The 21,491-nt window shown below is 48.1% G+C and carries 18 protein-coding genes; 2 read left to right on the top strand and 16 right to left on the bottom strand.

Annotated features, from left to right (window positions below; genetic code table 11):
* Nucleotides 1-369: 369 nt before the first annotated feature.
* From ACI77B_RS06735 to ACI77B_RS06720, 4 genes are all read right to left on the bottom strand, one after another.
* Nucleotides 370-1,896: a BCCT family transporter gene (locus tag ACI77B_RS06735; RefSeq protein WP_409336119.1), complete on the bottom strand. Its 1,527-nt coding sequence runs from the start codon at nucleotides 1,894-1,896 to the stop codon at nucleotides 370-372.
* 15 nt (nucleotides 1,897-1,911) lie between these two features.
* The gene (gene grdH, locus ACI77B_RS06730) at nucleotides 1,912-3,231 is read right to left on the bottom strand and encodes a betaine reductase selenoprotein B (RefSeq protein ID WP_409336118.1); all 1,320 of its coding nucleotides are present in this window, start codon (nucleotides 3,229-3,231) and stop codon (nucleotides 1,912-1,914) included.
* A 15-nt stretch (nucleotides 3,232-3,246) separates the two neighbouring features.
* A complete protein-coding gene (locus ACI77B_RS06725; RefSeq protein ID WP_409336117.1) occupies nucleotides 3,247-4,578 on the bottom strand; it encodes a glycine/sarcosine/betaine reductase component B subunit in 1,332 nt (443 codons plus the stop codon).
* A 555-nt stretch (nucleotides 4,579-5,133) separates the two neighbouring features.
* Nucleotides 5,134-5,820 carry a TetR/AcrR family transcriptional regulator gene (locus tag ACI77B_RS06720; protein WP_409336116.1) on the bottom strand — a complete coding sequence of 229 codons (687 nt, stop codon included), beginning with the start codon at nucleotides 5,818-5,820 and terminating at the stop codon, nucleotides 5,134-5,136.
* A 484-nt stretch (nucleotides 5,821-6,304) separates the two neighbouring features.
* Between ACI77B_RS06720 and ACI77B_RS06715 the strand changes: the two genes are divergently transcribed.
* Complete coding sequence (locus tag ACI77B_RS06715; RefSeq protein ID WP_409337708.1) at nucleotides 6,305-7,921, top strand: solute:sodium symporter family transporter; 1,617 nt, start codon at nucleotides 6,305-6,307, stop codon at nucleotides 7,919-7,921.
* 331 nt (nucleotides 7,922-8,252) lie between these two features.
* Nucleotides 8,253-8,531 carry a helix-turn-helix domain-containing protein gene (locus ACI77B_RS06710; RefSeq protein WP_409336115.1) on the top strand — a complete coding sequence of 93 codons (279 nt, stop codon included), beginning with the start codon at nucleotides 8,253-8,255 and terminating at the stop codon, nucleotides 8,529-8,531.
* Between the two features lie 62 nt (nucleotides 8,532-8,593).
* Here the strand turns inward: ACI77B_RS06710 and ACI77B_RS06705 are convergent, their stop codons facing one another.
* The 12 genes from ACI77B_RS06705 to ACI77B_RS06650 all read right to left on the bottom strand — a co-directional run bounded on the left by ACI77B_RS06705 (nucleotide 8,594) and on the right by ACI77B_RS06650 (nucleotide 21,428).
* Nucleotides 8,594-8,878, bottom strand: coding sequence for a hypothetical protein (locus ACI77B_RS06705; protein WP_409336114.1), 285 nt, complete (start codon nucleotides 8,876-8,878; stop codon nucleotides 8,594-8,596).
* Nucleotides 8,879-9,013: 135 nt separating this feature from the next.
* Nucleotides 9,014-10,213, bottom strand: coding sequence for a VWA containing CoxE family protein (locus tag ACI77B_RS06700; RefSeq protein ID WP_409336113.1), 1,200 nt, complete (start codon nucleotides 10,211-10,213; stop codon nucleotides 9,014-9,016).
* Nucleotides 10,214-10,245: 32 nt separating this feature from the next.
* Nucleotides 10,246-11,064 carry an AAA family ATPase gene (locus ACI77B_RS06695; protein ID WP_409336112.1) on the bottom strand — a complete coding sequence of 273 codons (819 nt, stop codon included), beginning with the start codon at nucleotides 11,062-11,064 and terminating at the stop codon, nucleotides 10,246-10,248.
* Between the two features lie 262 nt (nucleotides 11,065-11,326).
* Nucleotides 11,327-13,012 (bottom strand): sensor histidine kinase, encoded by a 1,686-nt coding sequence (locus ACI77B_RS06690; RefSeq protein ID WP_409336111.1) that lies wholly within the window; start codon nucleotides 13,010-13,012, stop codon nucleotides 11,327-11,329.
* Complete coding sequence (locus ACI77B_RS06685; protein WP_409336110.1) at nucleotides 13,009-13,683, bottom strand: winged helix-turn-helix domain-containing protein; 675 nt, start codon at nucleotides 13,681-13,683, stop codon at nucleotides 13,009-13,011. The genes ACI77B_RS06690 and ACI77B_RS06685 overlap by 4 nt, the downstream gene beginning before the upstream one ends.
* Nucleotides 13,684-13,802: 119 nt before the next feature.
* Nucleotides 13,803-14,501: a phosphate signaling complex protein PhoU gene (gene phoU / locus ACI77B_RS06680; protein ID WP_409336109.1), complete on the bottom strand. Its 699-nt coding sequence runs from the start codon at nucleotides 14,499-14,501 to the stop codon at nucleotides 13,803-13,805.
* On the bottom strand, nucleotides 14,501-15,265 hold the full coding sequence (pstB, locus tag ACI77B_RS06675; RefSeq protein ID WP_409336108.1) for a phosphate ABC transporter ATP-binding protein PstB: 765 nt from the start codon (nucleotides 15,263-15,265) through the stop codon (nucleotides 14,501-14,503). The genes phoU and pstB overlap by 1 nt, the downstream gene beginning before the upstream one ends.
* Before the next feature lie 58 nt (nucleotides 15,266-15,323).
* The gene (pstA, locus tag ACI77B_RS06670) at nucleotides 15,324-16,211 is read right to left on the bottom strand and encodes a phosphate ABC transporter permease PstA (protein WP_409336107.1); all 888 of its coding nucleotides are present in this window, start codon (nucleotides 16,209-16,211) and stop codon (nucleotides 15,324-15,326) included.
* 19 nt (nucleotides 16,212-16,230) lie between these two features.
* The gene (gene pstC / locus ACI77B_RS06665) at nucleotides 16,231-17,139 is read right to left on the bottom strand and encodes a phosphate ABC transporter permease subunit PstC (RefSeq protein ID WP_409336106.1); all 909 of its coding nucleotides are present in this window, start codon (nucleotides 17,137-17,139) and stop codon (nucleotides 16,231-16,233) included.
* On the bottom strand, nucleotides 17,129-18,046 hold the full coding sequence (locus ACI77B_RS06660; RefSeq protein WP_409336105.1) for a phosphate ABC transporter substrate-binding protein: 918 nt from the start codon (nucleotides 18,044-18,046) through the stop codon (nucleotides 17,129-17,131). The genes pstC and ACI77B_RS06660 overlap by 11 nt, the downstream gene beginning before the upstream one ends.
* A 446-nt stretch (nucleotides 18,047-18,492) precedes the next feature.
* Nucleotides 18,493-19,929, bottom strand: coding sequence for an alanine/glycine:cation symporter family protein (locus ACI77B_RS06655; RefSeq protein WP_409336104.1), 1,437 nt, complete (start codon nucleotides 19,927-19,929; stop codon nucleotides 18,493-18,495).
* A 512-nt stretch (nucleotides 19,930-20,441) separates the two neighbouring features.
* Nucleotides 20,442-21,428: an ornithine cyclodeaminase family protein gene (locus ACI77B_RS06650; RefSeq protein WP_409336103.1), complete on the bottom strand. Its 987-nt coding sequence runs from the start codon at nucleotides 21,426-21,428 to the stop codon at nucleotides 20,442-20,444.
* Nucleotides 21,429-21,491 lie beyond the last annotated feature (63 nt).

Genomic DNA, 21,491 nt, shown 5'->3' with positions numbered 1-21,491 from the left:
TGCAGAAAGAAAATATTCTGCAATTTCATTCATTACATTTAAGTACACGGAAACGGCAGCAGAGAACCCGCTTCCGTATGTATTACAGCACACAGAAGAGCCGGATATACAGCACCTGTCCGACTCTCCCTTCATATTTCTAAATATACAATAAATTGGTTCTATTAGCAACTGCGAATTGACAAACTTGTAACTATTACTTTTTTTGATTTAAAATCTTGTTTATTTTACGCAATTTCATGCGGATTTCTTGTGTCTGACAAAGGAAACCCTGCAAGAAAATCACTGTTATTTCTTTCACCCATCGGGAATGAAAACGCCTGCCAATCCGTATTGCCTAATAGATATTTACAAATCATCTGCCTGAGTTCACGCGCTCTCTTCTGTGGATTCAGGCACCGCGGAAGGATCTGTCTTCAGGGACTTCACCATCGCGATACAGATTGTAATCATAATAAAGATAAACGGGAAGGCCGCCGCAATGGAAATTGTCTGAAGCGGCTTGAGTCCGCCTGCCATCAGAAGTCCGACAGCAGTTACTGCCTGAAGTACGCCCCACAGCATCTTTCTGTTGTTCGGCGGGTTCAGATCGCCGTCAGAAGTCAGCATGGACAGGACGAAAGTTCCGGAATTCGCTGACGTGATAAAAAAGGTGCACAGCAGCACGATCGCAACCAGCGACATAACGAATCCCAGCGGGTACTTATTCAGTACGACAAAAAGTCCGGTTTCCGGCTTTGCGGCAATGGCACGCATTTCTGCCATAGTGAGTTTACCTTTCATTCCCAGATTCAGTCCCAGCGATCCGAAGATGCTGAACCAGACCAGGGATGCAAGGGACGGAGCCAGCACAACACCCATGATAAACTCACGGATGGTTCTGCCCTTGGAAATTCTGGCGATGAATACGCCGACGAACGGACCCCAGGCAATGAACCATGCCCAGTAGTAAATTCTCCAGGATGCCAGCCAACTGTTGTCTCCGTACGGTTCAATATGCAGACTGTCTGTAATGAAGTAATTCAGATACTGGCCCAGGGCATTGGTGAAGTTGTTCAGTATCTCCACCTTCGGTCCGACGATAAAGGCCAGAGCCATGATGCCGAGCGCGATATAGAGATTCGCATCGGAAATCATCTTGATTCCTTTATCAATTCCGGAAACGGCAGACCATACGACGATTGCGGTAATGATCACGATGATCACAATCTGTGTCATCAATCCGTCCGGAACATGGAAGAGGAAATTCAGACCGCTGTTGATCTGAAGTGTTCCCAGACCCAGTGAAGTTACAACACCTGCAAGTGTAGCAAACACGGCCAGAATATCGATCACACGTCTGAGCCCGATATGTTTATTTTCTCCAAGAAGCGGATCAAGTGTCGTAGACACCATTCCCTGCTTCTTTTTTCTGAACATAAAGTAGGCCAGTGCGAGTCCGATTACCGAATATACTGCCCACGGTTCAATACCCCAGTGCATGAATGCTGACTTCATCGCAAACTGCGCTGCCGCGTCTGTTCCGGCCTTCAGGCCGTAACCCGCCGGCGGATTGACAAAGTGAGACATCGGCTCGGCAACACCGTAGAATACCAGACCTACTCCCATACCGCATCCAAACAGCATGGCAAACCAGGAGACTGTACTGTATTCTGGCTTGGAATCATCATTTCCAAGTTTGATTTTTCCAAATTTACTGAATGCAATGGCACAGACGAAGATTACGAAAAACAGCACCACAAGCATATACAGCCAGGCAAAATCTGTAGTCAGGAAAGAAAATATGGCATTTGAAATAACGCCGAAATTCTTCGCAAATAAGATTGCCCAACCGGCCACTACTGCGGAAAGCAGCAGTGACCAGATCAGGACGGTGTGATTTCTTTTTTCTTTCATCTCACACCTCCGATATTAATAGCGAACCTTGAATACCGTCTGTTCTTTTACATCAGTTGCCAGGGCATCCAGTGCTACACCGACTCTGTGTTTTCTGAGCTTCATCTGCTCTTCAGGAGGTGTGTTCGGATCACCCAGAGGATACGGAATAGAGATCGTCGGAACGATCTTGTTTGCGCCGACCGTCATGGATACCGGAATCAGGTTGCACATATGAACAATCGAGAATCCAGCGCGCTCAAACTCTTTTACCATCGTTGCACCGCAACGCGTACAGGTTCCTCAGGTGGAGGTGAGAATGATGCCGTCGACATGATCCTCCTGGAGCAGCGGAACAATTTCTTTGGCCATTCTCGATGCCTCTGCTTCTGTTGTTCCGGTTCCTACTGTCGAATAGAAGTACGGATGCAGTTTTCCGATCTTTCCTTCCTTCTCGAATTCACGCATCGCATCCAGCGGAACGATGACGTTCGGATCGGCATTGGCTGCTGCCGGGTCAAATCCTGCGTGGATTGTCTTGTAGACGCCTGCCTGAAGACGGTCATCCTTGCTGATGTCGTATTTTCCCCATCTTGTTGCAGAAGCGGACTGAATACGGTCAGGGTTGTCGACAGGAACGATTCCTCCTGTTGTAACCAGTGCGATATTCGCTTTAGACAGATCCTGGATCGGCGGAGCGATCGGAACTTCATCCTTAGGAGGAATAATCAGTTCCGTCTGATATGGCTCACCTTTAATTTTCTTCATCAGCATCTGCACGCCACGATATGCTGCTGTATTCTCACGCTTATCCTCAAGATATTTTTCATGACGGCATCCTCTTGGGAAATAACCTTCTGCAACAGCGCCCTCGTTGCTTCCGCCAGCGAGAATCTTATTGACAAACTTCATCATGACCTTCAGGTCTTTTCTCATTTTGACTGCGCCTGCGCCGCCTTCGAAGATGATGACATCTTTCTTAAACATCTCGACGCCCGGGTTCTCTTCATTCATGGATGTAACCGCAGGAACATGGAAATGATTTTCTACAGCCTTGCAGATATTTCCGCAGGCAACTCCATAACGTCCGGCACGGAAGGCAGGACCTGCGATAAAGAAGTCAAATTCCTTATCTTCCAGCATTCCAAGCAGCTGACTGATGGCGTCATCTGTATGGGAACCCATGAAATTATCTCCGCATACCAGTGTATGTGTGACTTCCGCATCTTCAAGTTTTTTATTAATCTCCGCCGTTGGGCCGACTGTTCCTTCTACGATGTAAGGAGTCTGGTCTGCCTTGTCCTCGCCGCCGATTCCGGCAAAGAACTGATTGACGTAGCAAATTACTTTTTTCATCGTTCTCCTCCCCTGTTAAAACTCAGCCATTGTCTTTACAGACAGTCCGGAAATGTGATCTCCGCAGAACCAGTTATTATCCTCCATGATGATGGATCCGTCATCTCTTGCGGATTTTCCGAGTTTTTCATCATAGCCCCAGCTTCCGGACATTCCGTCTCTGTTCATTGCCTCGAGATTTCCGATTACTGTGCTGCATGCCGGCAGCTCACTCAATTCCGATACATTTCCTGTCGAAACAAGTGCATTCATCTTTGAATCAAGTGTTACCAGCGGCTGAGAGAAACCGTCACGGCCTGTGCACTCATTGGAAATTCCGACGCATGGAATTCCTGCATCTTCCAGGGCAACCTGGCATCCGACATAGTCTGCATCCGGGTTTCCGTAGCCTTCCTCTGTGACCAGTGCGTAGTCCGCACCCAGATTGGTGGCCATATTCGCTACCATAATTGCAGCACGCTGCTTCTGATCCAGTGCTACATTCAGCATGGACAGAATTACGCCGATAAAGTTGAAGCTTTTCCCGTCCTCGGCATACAGCTCTTTAATGGTCGGGAAATTCTGCATCTCATAAGTTGACCACTTGGAAGAAGACGGCATGAATGATCCGGAAATCAGTGCACCATCCAGAACTTCTGTCGGGCTGACATAAGTCGGGAGGAATTTATTTAAATCCCATCCGTACCAGAGGTCGTTGTATCCCAGAGCCTCCATCTGTGACTGCGGCTGGAGAACCAGGACAACATTCGGAAGGCCATTGTCTTTTCTCTTGGTAATCGGATCAAATGTGTATTCTTCTGTGCTGTCTGCATCCGCTGCATTCAGATCCTTAATGGTCTTTCCGATATATTCAGCAAGACGGTGTCCGCCCCAGCGAAGCGCGTGGTTGCACTTCTGCTGCTCATGACGTTCAAACTCCTCATCAGTATCCGCAACCAGGCAGATGTTGATCAGCTTCGACCAGTATGTGTGCTTTGCACCTTCTCCGCCCATATCGATGACTCCGTCACCGAAAGAACCATATTCCTTTGCGACAACAGTTACGCAGCATCCTTTCAATGCATTCAGTTCACCATCGCCTGCCGGAGCGACATCGTCCGTTACTCCCGGGAAAAGCGTTCTTCCATCTTTTCTGATTCTCGGTTCAATAGTTTCTACTACAGGAACGATTCTTGTATCATCTCCCGGATGTGCGATAACCAGATCTACATCTGTAAGATGCTCATCCATTTCCTTCAGATAATCAATTGCTCCCTGCTTGTCAATGGTCAGTGTTCCATCGTTAAATGAATTTTCAGAACCCAGCAGAACTTCCTTCACCGGAAAGTTGTTAATCGTCAGTTTCACGACAGTCTCCTTTCTCCTCATTTGAAATGACTTCGGGTTTCAGTTTTCTATATTTCTCATCGCATGCGAGAATATTCCAATTTATTGTCATTCATGTATATATTTTACATGTCTTTCATTCACAGAACTGCAGATTTATCACGTTTAAATCCTTATGACAAATCTCACAAGTTTCCGTCTATTTCTTCCATCTATAAACAACCTTTTAACAATCCTGATTATAATATATAAAGCTTTAGTAATCAAGATTTTTAATTGATATTTTCAATATTATTTTTACTTTCGATTCCGTAATAGTATCGTAAATATTATTTCGCATCGTATATGGATATATATTTTATTATTGTATCATTATGTATAAATTATTTTTCATCATCTTTCATCATTCCAAAGTATGCCCTTCTGATTCACCATGCCAAAGCATCGTATGCACACCCGGAATGTCCCTGCCGGTATGATTTCAAGACAGCAAAAAGGTCTGAAACCCACTGCCCGGGCTTCAGACCTTTCCTTCAGCATTGAATCAGAACATTTTTTGTTCAGATCACCGCTCGATTATTTTTCATCATTCTGTGATTCCGTTATATTATCCAGAAGGAATACACAGGCTTCCATCATGCGCTGTTTCTGTCCTTCCGGCGTATACCTTCCTCTCTGATCCTCAGAAAGCTCACGAAGAAGCATCTGCAGGTAAGAAACGGTCAGTTCATTCACGATCTTCAGATCTTTTTCACTGGTTCCTTCAGGAAGAATCGGACGGAGGACATGGATATTTCTTTTAAACATATCTGCATCTTCCATCATCTCCTGCAGGTTCTGTGACAGATTCTCTGTTTCTTCCGGGAACCACTGATAGTATTTCCGGATGACGGTTTTCAGCTCGCCGCTGTATTTCCCAAAGAAGAGCTGATACATCTCTTCCGGATGTATAAACGCATACTGGCAGAACAGATCCCAGGTCATCAGATAAACTTCTTCCGGCTCATTTTCAGACAGATACTGGTTTTCTGCATAGAGCCGCTCACAGTATTCCTGAAAGTAACTGATGCAGGCATAGGTAATCAGTTCATCCAGATCACGGAAGTAATTATACATCGTTGCACTGTTCATCTCTGCACGGTCAGCAATAGCACGAATCGTAACATTCTGAATGCCGCGTTCATCCATCAGAGATCTTGCACAGTTTATCAGTTTCTTGATATTTTCTCTTTTTGTCTTCTCATCAAGCTGCGGTCTTCCCACTTCTGTCCTCCATTACACACATATTCTGTAAAACTCCTGCTCCTCCCAGCCCCGAAAGCGGCGGCTGAGTCCCGGGAGCCTTGATATCTCCTGCTGACAGACAATCATTAATCACCATAATCGTCTGCATCTATTTCCTAATCATGATTTTAGTTTATAAAGATTCTGACTAAATGTCAAGCTGTTTGGACACGGAAACGGCCGCGAACACATTATTCAAATTTTAAAAAAATATATTTTTATCGTTTACGCATTTTATTTACAGTTAACGTAGTAATTTGATTTATATGTGTATATGTGTTATAATAAATTCCGGGATATCGATATTCTACTCGTTTCATCAGCAGCGCTACATATCAGGCCATCAGGGTCTGATATGCAGACCATTTTTTCTGTCTGACTTGACAGAGCACAGTTCAAGGATTAGAGACTGGCCGGAAACGGCCGTAATTTTTATGAAAGGGATGATGTTGTTTTGTGGCTGATGTTTACAGAATTTATCGGATTTACGGCATTTGTGGCCATATTATCCTGGTACAAGACAAGAAATGATGATTTATCCACCAAGGAGGGTTATTTCCTTGCCGGAAGAAGTCTTCCGGGAATCGTAATCGCAGGTTCTCTGATGATGACCAATCTTTCTGCAGAACAGCTGGTCGGAACAAACGGTCAGTCCTACGCAGGAAACATGAGCGCGATGGCCTGGGAAGCCACTGCGGCATTTGCGCTGGCGATTCTGGCCTTCGGCTTTCTTCCGCGTATGCTGAAAGGCGGAATTACTACTCTTCCGGAATTTTTCCGGATCCGTTATGACGATTTTACCATGCGGATGTTCGCCATCATGTTTCTGATTGCATACGTATTCACCATGCTTCCGGTTATTCTTTACTCCGGCTCCGTCGCGCTGGTATCCATGTTCAATGTAACGGGAATCCTTCACCTCACCTATTTCCAGGCGATTGCTCTGATGTGTATTCTTTCCGGTCTGATCGGTATGGCCTATGCTGTTTTCGGCGGACTGAAAGCAATTGCTTATTCCGATACCATCAATGGCGCAGGTCTGATCATCGGAGGATTCATGGTTCCTGTACTGGCCATGTTCGCGCTTGGAAAACTGGACGGCGGCGGATTCATGGCCGGTGTCCACCACCTGCTGACTGCCACCCCGTCTAAAATGAATGCATGGGCAAAACCGTCCGCTCTTCCGCCGCAGGTACCATGGCCGCTGTTGTTTACCGGCATGCTGGTCAACAATCTCTTTTACTGGGGCGCTAACCAGTCCATTATTCAGCGTGCGCTCGGAGCCAAAAACCTGGCAGAAGCACAGAAAGGCTCCATCTGGGCCGGATTCTTCAAATGTCTGGATGTATTCGTCATCGTCCTGCCGGGAGTTATTGCCTACCAGCTGTTCGGTGTCGGCCATCACGTCCATGTCGGCGTTTCCGCGGACCAGGCTTACCCGAGACTGCTGATGACCGTGGTGCCGAAACCGCTGATCGGATTTCTTGCCGCTGTCATGATGGGTGCTATTTTATCCTCCTTCAATTCCGTACTGAACTCGGCATCAACCATTTTCACCCTGGACTTTTACCATCCGCTCTTTCATCTGGATGCTGACAATAAGAAAATGGTCCATACCGGAAAGATGTTCGGAACGATCGTTGGCTTCGCATCTATCGCGATTTCCCCTTTCATCATGTATTTCAGCACGGGCATTCTGAATTTCATTAACGAATGCTGGGGATTCTTCTCCATGCCGATTCTGACTGCGCTTCTCTTCGGACTGTTCACGAAAAAAGCACCGGCAATTGCTCCGAAGATCGTTGTTCCTCTTCATATCGTCCTTTACGGCATCAGCCGTGTTCTTCCCTGCTTCAGGCATATCCACTACCTGTATGTCGTATTCGGACTTTTCCTGCTGGAATGCGCAGTCTACGGACTCTGCATCCGCTTTGCGCCGGCAGCCACGGACCGCCGGATCCAGAATGCACATGTCATGGATCTGACCCCATGGAAACACGGAAAGATCTGGTGCACCGTCGGACTTTCCATCGTTGTCCTGATGTACATCATTTTCTCTCCGCTGGTTCTGGCACGTTAGTATCTGTCATGGACAAAAGTCACCGCAGCAAGGGAACTGCCGGCACGTGCGGATTTCTCTACTGCAGTGAACATGGCCGTGCATGAAACCTTTAACATGTTAACCCCCGGGTTTCTGCACGGCCATTAATCATTAAGTTCCCTTAACCTATACTGAAGATTAATTAAGTGACATTTGCATCTTTTTTATTGACATCCAAAGGGTTCCGTTGCACAATATAGTTATAAGGGCAACAAGCCGAAAGACAGGATTTCCGCTGAAATCCTGTTTGTGTTTTATAATATGAATGTCTGCACCCGTAGCATATGGGAAACAGGAAAAGAGATCAGCTATGACAAAGGAAATGAATTACAAAGACTTCGTTAAGAACAGCGACGCGCTGAAAGGCAGAGACCCAGAAGAGGCTGAAGCCATCGTGCGCCTGATTCATCACATGGTAGAAGTCCGGAATCGTCGCGGCATCAGCCAGAGGGAACTTGCAAAACGCTGCAGCATGCCGCAGTCTTCCGTTGCACGTATTGAAACTTTCCGGACACTGCCAAATCTGGTAACTCTTATCCGTATTCTTCAGGCCTTGGATTTACAAATCACGCTTACAGAAAGCGAATAAGGAATGTTCCAAAGGGCAGCTGCCTCAAGCTCATCCGGGCAGAGGACAGCCGCCCTTTTTTTCTAATTCTGCTGCCCGATAAATGCGGAAGCAACAGCCGGATAATCGATCGTCTCCCAGTCTTCATCGTGAATTCTTTTCAGATAGGGATTTTCATTCTTCTCCTGACTGGAAAACTGGTCTTTCTGATAGATCAGGACTTTCGTAAACTCAGTCAGCAGATTTTCTTCTCCATAGCGCAGACGCAGGTTTCTTACAATAATCCGGTATTTCCGGTATGCCTTGAGATCATTGCGAAGATAAGACGCATATGCCCACGTTGCCTCATTGTCATACCCCCGATACATGACTGACACCGCCTTTCTGTTATGTCAATAGTATGACTTTCTTTTAACATCATATTCAGAGCAGACCGCCGGCCGCCGGAAGGCAGACGGACAGGTCTGAAACGCGCTTTTCTTTCCCTTGCTCATCTGATTTTGTCAGGAACGCTGCATCAGCCGGTGCATGGCTGCTTCCAGTCCTTCCTGGGACAGATGATACATCGGGAAGATTTGCTCCAGCTCCAGATAGGTCTTGAACCAGTAGCCAGGATGAGCCGGTTCTTTCTGCGGATTCAGCCATACGCAGTGCGGATAGGCTTTCAAGATTCTCAGGAAGGTATCGTATCCTGAATAGTCGCTGAATGTGCGCAGTGCCCAGTTATAGTCATGACCGTGCAGCTCATAGGGATCCATCATCGCATCGCCCACCAGAATGACGCGGTATTCCGGCCCATACTGCTTCAGAAGCCAGTCGACGGAAACCTTCTCATCTTTACGAAGTTCCGGCCCCGTGTACACACTGTCAAAGATGCAGTTGTGGAAATAATAAATGTGCAGTTCTTTAAAGTTATTGGATTTCACTGCAGCCTGGAACAGCATGCTGCACAGATTCGCGTAGTCCTCAATGGAGCCTCCAGAATCCATCATCAGAAGAACTTTAATGGTATTCTTTCTCGGCGGCCGGTAGCGGATATCCAGAAGTCCGCCCTTATCTCCGGTTGCCCGAACGGTCGCATCCACATCCAGTTCTCTCTCTTGTGTGTCGGTTTTTGCCGAAAGACTTCTTAATGTGCGGAAGGCCACCTGGAAGCTTCTGGTATCCAGTGTATTATCTTTTCTGAAATCCCGGAATTTCCGTTCTCCGGCAACAGCTCTCGCTGTGCGGTACTTACCCTTTCCGCCGATGCGGATCCCGTGCGGATGCCAGCCGGAATTGCCTGCCGGTGTGTAGCCGTGGGTTCCGATCCAGGTATTTCCGCCGTTGTGTTCCTCATTCTGCCGGTGAAGACGGTCCTGGATGAAGGCCAGGATGTCTTCCATCTCTTCCGGAGGCAGACCCAGCTTTTCCAGATCGATCTTTACGTCTTTCACATCAACGATCGGATTATTCAGGCGATCCATGAATTCTTTCGGGATATCTCCCGGATACTCCACATCCTTGAAAAATTCCAGAAAGACCTGATCAAATTTATCAAAATCGGACTCATCATGGATCAGAATCGCTCTGCACAGATGGTAAAATCCGGTCAGAGACGAGTGATGCAGTCCTTTCTGCATGGCTTCCAGCAGAGTCATCCACTCATTCAGTGAAACTCTGATTCCCCGGGATCTGAGATAATAGAAAAATTCGATGAACATTCTTTTCTCATTTCCTTTCTGATTCCTGTATGTTAACGTCTCTCCATCTGACGGCGCAGGACTTCCAGATCCTTATCCTTCTTCAGGAGAACGCCTGCGTACGGAATCTTTTTCTTAATCTGCTCAGCGGTCACGCCTCCGTACTGCAGGGCTCTGAGCCAGTCAATCAGTTCTGACGTGCTCGGTTTCTTCTGAAGCCCCGGCAGTGTGCGGATGTAATAGAAGGAGGCCAGTGCCTGATCCACCAGTTCTTCATCCAGATGATCAAAGTGAACATCCAGGATCTTTCTCATTTCCTCTGCATCCGGGAATTCGATATAGTGGAAAATGCAGCGGCGCAGGAAGGCGTCCGGCAGTTCTTTTTCTGCGTTTGAAGTGATGATGACGACCGGACGTTTCTTTGCCTTCACGGTCTTATGAAGTTCCGGAATATAGAATTCCATCTGATCCAGCTCCCAGAGCAGGTCATTCGGGAACTCAAGGTCGGCCTTATCGATCTCATCGATCAGAAGAACGGCCTGTTCCTCTCTCTGAAAGGCTTCTCCCAGTTTTCCGTACTTAATGTACTGGGCGATATTATCCACGCCGCTTGTGCCGAACTGGCTGTCATACAGTCTCTGGACAACATCGTAGACGTAAAGTCCGTCCTGTGCCTTGGTTGTGGACTTGATATTCCATGTGATCAGCTCCATGCCCAGCGCGTCGGCAACAGCCTTTGCCAGCATGGTCTTTCCAGTTCCCGGCTCACCTTTTACCAGCAGCGGTTTTTCCAGACTCATGGCAATATTCACGGTGGTCATCAGTTCGTCCGATGCGACATACTGACTGCTTCCTGTAAATTTTTCTTTCATTTTCTTACCCCTGTTTCCTGCAGCGCTCTTTCTGCACCGCATATTCTCTTGCTATGTATTATTTTACTCCAATCTTACTCGGTTATCCACCGAAATACTCTGAATTATTCGCATTCATCAGGAAAGGCAGAAAAAAGGCCCCGCACCGGGGCGAAATTTCCCGGAGCGAAGCCTCTTTATTGATGTTATCAGCTATGGTAAGTAATTACAGACCAGCGGTCTGCTTCTATAACTACGACTTGCTATATACTCTTTATCCGTGCTATTTCAGTACCTTGACCTCGCGCTTTGCCAGCGGAAGAGATACGGTAATGGTCGTTCCCTCTCCAACCTTGCTGTCTACGCTGATGGTTCCACGGTGAATCTGCACGGCATGCTTGACGATGGAAAGACCGAGGCCTGTTCCGCCGCTCGCCCTGGAATGACTTTTATCCACACGATAGAAGCGTTCGAAAATCCGGTTCAGATCTTCATGGGCAATGCCGATTCCATGGTCGGCGACCTTCAGGATGCAGCGGCTGTCCTTCGATTCCACGCTGACCCGTACATCACCATTCGCATGGTTATACTTGATCGCATTTTCCACCAGGTTGCGGACAATCTCATGCAGCAGAGACGGATATCCACAGACCTTGGTGCTTTCTCCGGTAACCTCCATCTTCACTTTCGCGGCGTCTGCCTCTGCGGAAAGCTCCTGAACGGTCTGCTGAGAGATCTCAAACATATCTACATTTTCTGCGGTCAGATCCGGCACGCCCTCATCGAGGTGTGACAGGCGGATAATATCCTCCACCAGACGGACCATGCGCTGGGTTTCTGTGTAGATCTTATTCGAGAATTCCGGAACATCATCCGGCTTGACCATCTTATTCATCAGCAGCTCTGCATAGCCGGAAATCGCATGAAGCGGTGTTTTCAGCTCGTGAGAGACATTGGCTGTGAACTCTCTTCTCATCTGCTCATTCTTCTCACGCTCTGTGATATTGAAGAACAGAATGACGATGCCGACGACGTTTTCCTGCTCCAGGATTGGTGATGCATTTACCTGGTAAACCTCTTCACCGAGCGCCAGTTTTTCTTCCAGAGTCTCCCCCTGAATAGCTCTGGCCAGAAGTCCCTGAAGCGCTGCCTCACGGCCGTAAGCCAGAATATCATGTCCTGTGCAGTTCTGACCGGTCTGCAGAATTTCTGAAGCCTCATGGTTGATGCTCACAATTCTGCCGTTCTGCGTAAGAAGAACCATTCCCTCCTGCGCGTGTTCCAGGATGGTATCAATCTGCGTCTGCTTCTCATCCAGAATATCCCTCTGATGTCCGAGCTCGATCTGCTGGCGGTAGATCCGGTCAAGCAGAGGCGCTATTTCCTCATACTCATCCTCATTATCCAGCGGATGATCCAGATCCAGGTCATTCAGCGGCGCTGCGATTCTCTTCGCCAGGCGCGACGCCAGAATCAGGGACAAAATAATCGCTGCAAGAATAACAAAGCAGATAGCCGGAATTACTCCGATCAGAAGTGAAAAGGCGGAATGCCGGGATGCGGACAGCCGGACCACCGTGTTATCCGGGAGACGCTGCGCACTGTAGAACAGCTGTTCGGTCAGCGTCTTGGAATATCTCCGGCTCTCGCCGTATCCGGTTCTCATGGCTTCTTTAACTTCGACACGGTTCTTATGGTTTCCCATGGTCGAAGGGTCTGCCTGGTTATCATAGAGAACTTTACCGCTCTTGCTGATCCAGGTGATTCTTACCTTTGCATTGTCGAAATGCTTCAGGTAGGCTTTTCCGTCCAGCTCGACTCCTTGCGCAGCAAGTTTTGTCTGCGACTTCAGCTCATCCGCTTCTACATTCTGAAAGTACGGATACATAGCCCCCATGATCAGTCCCGCTGCAGCAAGCAGCACGATCAGTGAGACCAGTAATATTGATCGATGTATTTTCTTAATCATCGTGATGCTCCCATCCGGTATCCGACACCGCGGACCGTCTCAATCTGCTGCCCGGCCTTTCCGAGCTTGCTTCTGAGCGTGCCAATATGCACGTCTACGGTGCGTGTCTCACCTGCAAAATCCTCTTCCCAGACCTGCCGCAAAAGTTCTTCTCTGGTATATACTCTGCCAGGGTGCTTCATGAACAGATGCAGCAGTTCATACTCCTTCAGTGTCAATGTGATCTCCTGACCGTCGGAATATACGCGGTGTGACCCTTCCTGAAGCTCAATCGCATCCTGACGGAGAACATTTTTCTGCGACGTTTTTCCGCTGCGGCGGAGTACCGCGCGCACGCGTGAAAGCATCTCCATCATGCCAAATGGCTTGACCAGATAGTCGTCCGCGCCGAGATCGAGGCCCCGGACCTTATCGTATTCGGTTCCTTTAGCAGTTTCCATGATGACCGGAATATCTTCCGTATCATGGGACTCGCGCAGCTTCTGAAGGATGGAAATTCCGTCTTCTTCCGGGAGCATGATATCCAGCAGAATCAGATCCGGAAGTTCCTTCTGCAGTGCCTTGAACAGTGACTTTCCGTCCGGGAATCCCTCTGCGGTGAAATCTGCTCCGCGAAGGGCGTAAAGAATCAGTTCTCTGCTGGAATCATCGTCTTCGACACAGTAAATCACGTTTAACTCCTTTTTCCCTATACTATTCTGAATTACCGGCATTGACGTACAGTGTGATCAAAAATGACCACTTCCCATACGTTTTATTCTACCCCTTATCTGCCGGTTTTTCCAGAATTCTACTCGTCCTTATTTTTGGAATCCTTTTCATACTCCGTTTCATCACCAGGAAGGATACCGTCAACGGCGTAAATAACCCATTCCGCAACATTGGTCGCATGGTCGGCGACACGCTCCAAGTACTTGGAAATCATCAGGATATCCGCAAATTCCTCTGCAGACTGTCTGACTTTCGCCTCTTCCCCCTTATACACCAGTTCGACCCATTTCTGCTTTGCGAAATTCAGTTCTTTATCGACGACATCATCCCTCTGAATGACATCGTGAGCAAGCTTGGCATCCTGCTTTACATATGCATTCAGACTGTCGGAAACCATTGCGCATGCCGCTTCTGACATTTCTTTCAGATTAACCTGTTCCAAAAACTCATCATCCTTAATATATGGTGCAACTTCTGCGATATCCTCAGCCAGATCGCCGACACGCTCCAGGTCAGAGATCATGTGCATAGTTGCGGAAACCTGACGGAGGTCACTGGCAACCGGCTGCTGGCCCAGGAGAAGCTTCAGACAAAGTGACTGAATCTCCCTCTCTGCCTCATCCATGCTGCTTTCCAGTGTGGATGTCTTCTTTGCCAGTGCAAGATCATGGTCAAATACGGCACGCATGGCCGTTTCAATAGCGTCTACTGCTGCAGCTCCCATTTCAATCAGCTGCAGATGCAGCGTCTCAAGCTGCTTCCGATAATGAATTCTCATTAACCGAACCTCCCCGTGATGTACTCTTCTGTTTTCGGATTCTGTGGATTGGAAAACAGCTGATCTGTCGGCGCAAATTCCACCATTTCCCCCAGATAGAAGAAGGCCGTGCGGTCAGAAATTCGAACCGCCTGCTGCATGTTATGCGTAACGATAACAATGGTGTAATTCTCCTTCAGTTCCATGGCCAAATCCTCGATTGCCGCTGTGGAAATCGGGTCCAGAGCGGATGTCGGCTCGTCCATCAGAAGAATGTCCGGCTCTACGGCAAGGGCTCTCGCGATGCAGATTCTCTGCTGCTGTCCTCCGGATACGCCGATGGCGTTTCTCTTCAGACGGTCCTTAACCTCATCCCAGAGACCTGCGCCTCGCAGAGACTTCTCAACAATCTGATCCAGCTGGGAACGATTTTTGATTCCGTGAATTCTCGGTCCGTATGCGACATTGTCGTAAATAGACATGTCGAACGGATTCGGCTGCTGGAATACCATGCCGACCCGCTTTCTCAGCTGGTTGACATCGACTTTCTTATCATAAATGTCTTTTCCGTCGATCGTGATCTTTCCTGTGATCTTGCAGCCCTCGACCAGGTCATTCATTCTGTTCAAGGACTTCAGCAGGGTTGACTTTCCGCATCCGGATGGTCCGATAAACGCCGTAATCTCATGTTCCGGCATCTTCAGATTGATATCCTTAAGCGCATGAAAATCATCGTAGTAAAGATCCATATGATCAACGACAATTTTATCCTTATGGTCGCTCATCTTCAATATACTCCTCAAGTATTACCACTACAATGTGTGCACTTTTTCTGTTCAGAGATTATGCTCCGCGGTTCTTCTTCACGATTCTTGCGGAAATCAGACGTGCTGCCAGGTTGAAGATCAGTACGGCGATAACCAGGATCATGGAAGAAATGTTCGCAATTTCAGTGGAATGCTGTACCATGCTTCCTTCTGTACGCATCATCCATACATGAAGCGCCAGAGTCTCGCCCGGACGCATCGGATTCAGCGGACATGTGGAAGAAGCAAGATTCCAGTTGCTCCAGTCGATGATCGTGCTCTGACCGGTGGTGTAGAGCAGTGCAGCTGCCTCACCGAATCCACGGCCGGCAACCAGAATGATTCCGGTAACCACTCTCGGAATGCAGGCCGGAATCAGAACATGCCAGATGGTCTGGAATGTTGAAGCTCCCAGTCCGATACTTCCTGTTCTGTAGTAGTCCGGCAGCGCCTTCAACGCATCTCTCGTCGTAGAGGTAATCTGCGGGATACTCAGGATCGTGACAACCATGGCGCCGGCGAACAGATTGCTCTGTGCGCCTGTCATCAGGATGAATACCAGATATCCGAACAGGCCGATTACAATGGACGGAAGGGAACTCAGCGCTTCGATGGACATGGTGATAATCTCGGTCAGCTTTCCCTGTTTGGCATATTCTGACAGATATGTACCTGCCGCCATTCCCAGAGGCACACTGACGATCAGCGACAGAACAACCAGATAAATGGTGTTGAACAGCTGATTTCCAATGCCCGCGTCAGTGAATCCCATGACACCCGGATAATAGCTCTTGATTCCCTTAATGATAATGTATCCTGCCAGAACCAGCAGCAGCAGAATCGCGCTTCCACCGACGATGTAGAACACACCGGTCATGAAGTGATCGACGCCCCGCGATCTTGCATGTACATTTTTTTCTTTCATATACACTCTTCCTTTCCGGTTAATATTCTTTCTTCTTCTTCAGTGTCAGGTGGATCAATGCGATACATACCAGGGACAAAATCAGAAGCAGCAAGGCCATGCTCCACAGAGCCAGGTTGTACTCACTGCCGTTAGCGGTATTACCCATGTCTGCCGCAATGGCCGCCGTCAGGTTGTTGGTCGGATAGAGGATTCCCTTCGGGAGTACTCGTGTTTTTCCGATTACCATGGCAACCGCGAGGGTCTCACCGATTGCACGGCTCAGTCCCAGGATGATTCCTGTGATGATTCCGCTTTTTGCCATTGGTACCTGAATCGTGTAAATGGACTGCCATCTCGTCGCTCCCATTCCCAGAGCACCCAGTTTGCAGCGCGGTGGAAGTGAGCGGAGCGCGTCCGCGGAAAGTGTGGTGATGGTCGGCATAATCATAATCGCCAGAACGATGCCGGCAGCCAGAACGGAGTAGCCTCCCATCGGTGCGTGGAATTTCTTGGAAATAAACGGTACCAGAACGGTCATGCCGACCCAGCCGTATACAACCGAAGGAATTCCGACAAAGATTTCAATTGCCGGCTGCAGGAATTTCGCTCCGAATTTCGGTGAAATCTCAGAGAGGAAGATTGCCGCTGCCAGACTGAACGGAACAGCGATTACCAGTGCAAGTGCGCAGGTGTAAACCGTTCCCATGATGTAAACGAATGCTCCGACATGTCCGCCGCCCTGACCTGGAACGTCAGACGGAGCCCAGTTTTTAGAAAAGAGGAATTCGCCAATACTGTGGTGGTACTGAACGAATGTACCGCTCCCCTTTACAACCAGAAACAGCGCGATGATAATAACGAGAGCGATAATGAGAAGCCCGCAAAGCATTACGAGTGTTTTGCAGGCTTTCTCTTTGCGCTGTCTTTTGGCAGCATTATTTGTCATGATTCTGTGCCGCCTTGTCGGTCAGCTTGGAGATTGCGCCGTATCCCATCTTCTCTACGTTCTTTACGTAGCTCTTGCCGCTCAGATACTTGATGAAGCTCTGTGCTGTCTTGGATCCGTCACCCTTTGTGTACATGTGCTCATAACCCCAGACATTGTACTTTCCGTTGTAGGTATTCTCCAAAGTCGGCTCAACACCATCGATGCTTACTGCAACAGCCTTCTTTGTATCTGTGAGGTAGGACAGTGCAACATATCCGATCGCACCCTTATTCTTCTCAACAGTTTCCATCAGTGTACCGGAGTCATCTGTCTCAAGTGCAGACTTGGAAGCCTCATCTTTGCCGTTCATTGCATACTGCTTGAACAGAGCTCTTGTACCAGAGGAATCCGGACGAGTTACCAGCATGATCTTCAGGTTCGGTCCGCCGACTTCTTTCCAGTTTGTGATCTTTCCTGTGAAGATTCCGATCAGCTGCTCAGTTGTGAGGTTCTTGACACCCAGCTTGGAGTTAACAACCGGTGCTACAGTAACCAGTGCAACCTTGTGATCCTTCAGCTTGGAAGCTGCTGTCTTATCCAGTTTCTCGCTTGCTTCTACATCAGAGTTTCCGATATCAACGGAACCCTCAGATACCTGCTTCAGACCAGTGCCGCTTCCGCCGCCGCTTACAGTGATGGAAACACCGGAATGAGCTTTCATGTAGTCATCTGCTGCCTGCTTTGCAAGTGGCTGCAGAGCAGAAGAACCAGAAGCTGAGATCTTGCTGCTGGAGCTTGATGAGCTCTTCTTGGAAGAGGAGCTTCCGCATGCCGTGAAGGCCATCATGATCGCAACAATCAATACGAGGATTGCCGCAGCCTTTAACTTTCCATGTGATTTCAATTTTTCGCCTGATAACATCATTATTCTCCTTTCTCATATTGCAAAAAGCATTATGATCAATCAGTGCATTCCGAAGGGCTTTCTTCTTTCTTTTCTCTCCCTTCGACAGTTAACAGTCTACGAAATCTATGTAAAGTAAGAAATCTTGTCTTTGTAAAACCCATGTAAAATAAGAAATTATGGCTTGATTTCAACGCTTTTCGACTTGATCTTTGTAAAACGCACTTTATTTTACATTTGATCCGCGGTCTCTTTTACATTCGAAGCCATTCACCTGTGCAATGATCTGCGCGCCAGATTATCGATATATATTATAGTAGAAAAAGAACAGGCAGGAGTCGGATGAACTCTGCCTGCTGCAGACTCACCGGCATTCCTGCCTGTTTTCATGATTCTATTTATTATTTCAGAAGCGAAACTTCTATATCCGGCAAAATTTCCCCGGCAAGATTATCATCTGTCTGTGATTATCTTGTTCCTGTCTTTCTTGCTTCCTTCTTTTCCAGATGGTACTCTGCAAGACGTCTCTTCTCTGCCTCTGCTTCCAGTCTCTCGCAGGTGTACTGCGGCTCGTCGCTGAGGAAGTCCTTAATCAGTCTGATAATCTCCGGAGACAGCGCGATGACGGCAATCAGGTTCGGGATGGCCATCATGGCATTCAGGTCGTCCGCAATTGTCCATACCAGATCCATTTTTGTAACCGCTCCGATGACGACAAAGACAACGAATACAACCTGATACGGCTTGATGATCTTCGTTCCGAAGAGGAACTCTGCACATCTGGTTCCATACAGGCTCCAGCTCAGGATGGTGGACAGTGCGAACATGGTGATGCACAGCGCGATAATGATCGCCGCAAGCTTTCCTCCGAAGGTTGTGCTGAATGCAGAAATGGCCATGTTGGTTCCTGCGCTCTTTCCGTAGAACTGACCGGCCACTCCGGAAGTCAGAACTGCAAGTGCCGTAAATGTGCAGATAACCATGGATGCTGCGAATACTTCGAAGATACCGAACATACCCTGTCTTACCGGATGGTCCGTATCAGCAGCAGCGTACGCGATCGGCGCGGATCCGAGTCCGGCCTCATTGGAGAAGATTCCTCTTCCGATACCCATCTGCATGGTGATCTTGATGCCTGTTCCGGCAAGTCCGCCGCCTACAGCCTGCGGATTGAAGGCAAACTTAAAGATGGATGCGAACACCGGTCCGATATTCTTATAATTGAAGACAACGACAACCAGAGCAGACAGAACGTAGAGCATCGCCATTCCCGGAACCAGCTTTTCCGTTACTGCTCCGATTCTGTTCAGTCCTCCGAACAGAACGAGTGTGGTCAGAATCGCAACGATAATGCCGACTACCAGATAAATAGTTTTCAGCTGTGCAGCTGTTGTAGCCGGGTTGAACTGCGTGAAGATGGAACCCACAGAAGTTACGATAGTATTAATCTGTGTCATGTTTCCGATTCCCATTGCCGCAATAGCCGCAAAGAGGGAGAAGAGCACGCCCAGCCATTTCCAGTGCTTTCCGAGTCCGTTCTTGATGTAGTACATCGGTCCGCCGACCCAGTCGCCCAGTTCGTTCTTTTCACGGTAACGTACAGAGAGCGTAACCTCAGAGAACTTGGTGACCATACCGAACATGGCAGACACCCACATCCAGAAAACCGCTCCCGGGCCGCCCAGGGCGATCGCTCCGGTTACTCCGGCAATGTTTCCGGTTCCTACTGTTCCGGCCAGGGCTGTTGTCATCGCCTGAACCGGAGAAAGAGATCCTTCCTTTACATCTGTCTTGTCAAAAAGCTTTCCAACGGTATTCTTCATGGCAAGGCCGAATTTTCTGAACTGGAAGCCTCTGGTTCTGATCGTCATAAAAATTCCCGTACCGATCAGCAGAATCAGCATCGGCGGCCCCCACAAAACCTCATACAGTGAATAAATTAACCCAGCAAACGAGTGCATAATGAAACTCCTTTCTAAACACAATGCATATTTCCATACATTTCCTGAATAATATCTTCCGTACTCAACTGACCTTATTTTATAATTAAAAACAAGATAATGGCCAGCAGAAATATCCAGACTACCTATATTGCACGCTAATTAGTACAGTATTATGTATAATTAATGGCAATACCACAAGAAATTCATGATTTTATTATAAATAATTCTAATTCAGTTTTCAAGATCTTGAAGTAATTTTCAGATATAAATGAATTTACTTTATGATATAAACAATTGTACAGCTCTTCAGGACGTTCCTGTTTTTAAATTATTTTCATGTTTTCGTCATATAGCTATATGTTTAATTTCCAACACAATAAAATAACATTCACAGAACATGGCGAATCCGTGAATGTTATTCCTTTATTTCATGTATTTAATTTTCTTATTATTCTATATTTCCTGTATTTATTTTACCCCCAGCGTGTTCCGGCACCTGCTTCTTCTGCTCTTGCGAGGATGGCTTTTGCCGCACAGAGATCCTGGACCGCTACGCCGACGGATTCAAACACGATGATCTCCTCATCGTTCTCACGCCCCGGAAGGCTTCCTGCAGCCACCTGTCCCAGTTCGCCGGTCACGTCACTTCTGCTGATCGTTCCGTCATTCAGCGGAATCAGAAGATCCCCGCTCTCGGCCAGCACAGCGTCCACAGAGTCGCAGTAGATCTTAGCAGCCCTCGGAAGCACGGCAGGGTCCAGCTCATGTTTCTCCGGCTCATAGGTGCCGATACAGCTGATCGTGCAGCCTGGCTTGATCAGGCTTCCGTCAAACACCGGAACTGGCGAGGACGTAACAGTAATCACCACGTCCGCATCTTCTACAGCCTCGTCAGAGGACTGCGCACTGACCAGCCTGACGCCGCTTCCTCCGAACTTCTCCTGCATCGCTGCAGTAAACGCATCGCGGCGCTCCTGATTTCTGCTGAAAATCCGGACTTCTTTCAGACTGCATGCGGTAAGCATGGCAGAAAGCTGCTGCTCCGCCTGACTTCCCGTGCCAAACAGCGCGCCGACAGAGGCATCTTTCCGCGCAAGAAGCTGAAATGCCGCGCCGGACGCCGCTCCCGTTCTGACCTGAGTGACATAATTTCCATCCAGCATGGCCGTAATATATCCGGTTTTTCCATCGATGTACAGGATCTGCGCTGGCGCCGTGTCCATGTTCTTCTCACGGTTGTGCGGAAAAATATTTACAACTTTCAGCGCCGCGGCGTCCATCTGCTCCGCATAGGCCGGCATAAACAGGAAATTTCCATCCTCCTTCGGCGCCGGAATCCTGGTTCTCAGCGGAATATCCGCACTCCTCTCACTGACCATCTTAAACGCCTGAATGTCCGCGTCGATGATCTCCTGCATCGATACAACCGATTCAATATCTTTCTTAGACAAAAGCAGCATAGCAAGGCCTCCTATCTGTATCTGTAAAGCTGGTAATATTCTATCCTTCGGATCATCTGCCCC

The sequence above is a fragment of the Eubacterium sp. F2 genome, assembly GCF_046244355.1.
Classification (GTDB): Bacteria; Bacillota; Clostridia; order Peptostreptococcales; family Anaerovoracaceae; genus Aminicella.
Note: the sequence above shows the minus strand (reverse complement) of the source record. Positions and strands in the feature narration are given on the sequence as shown.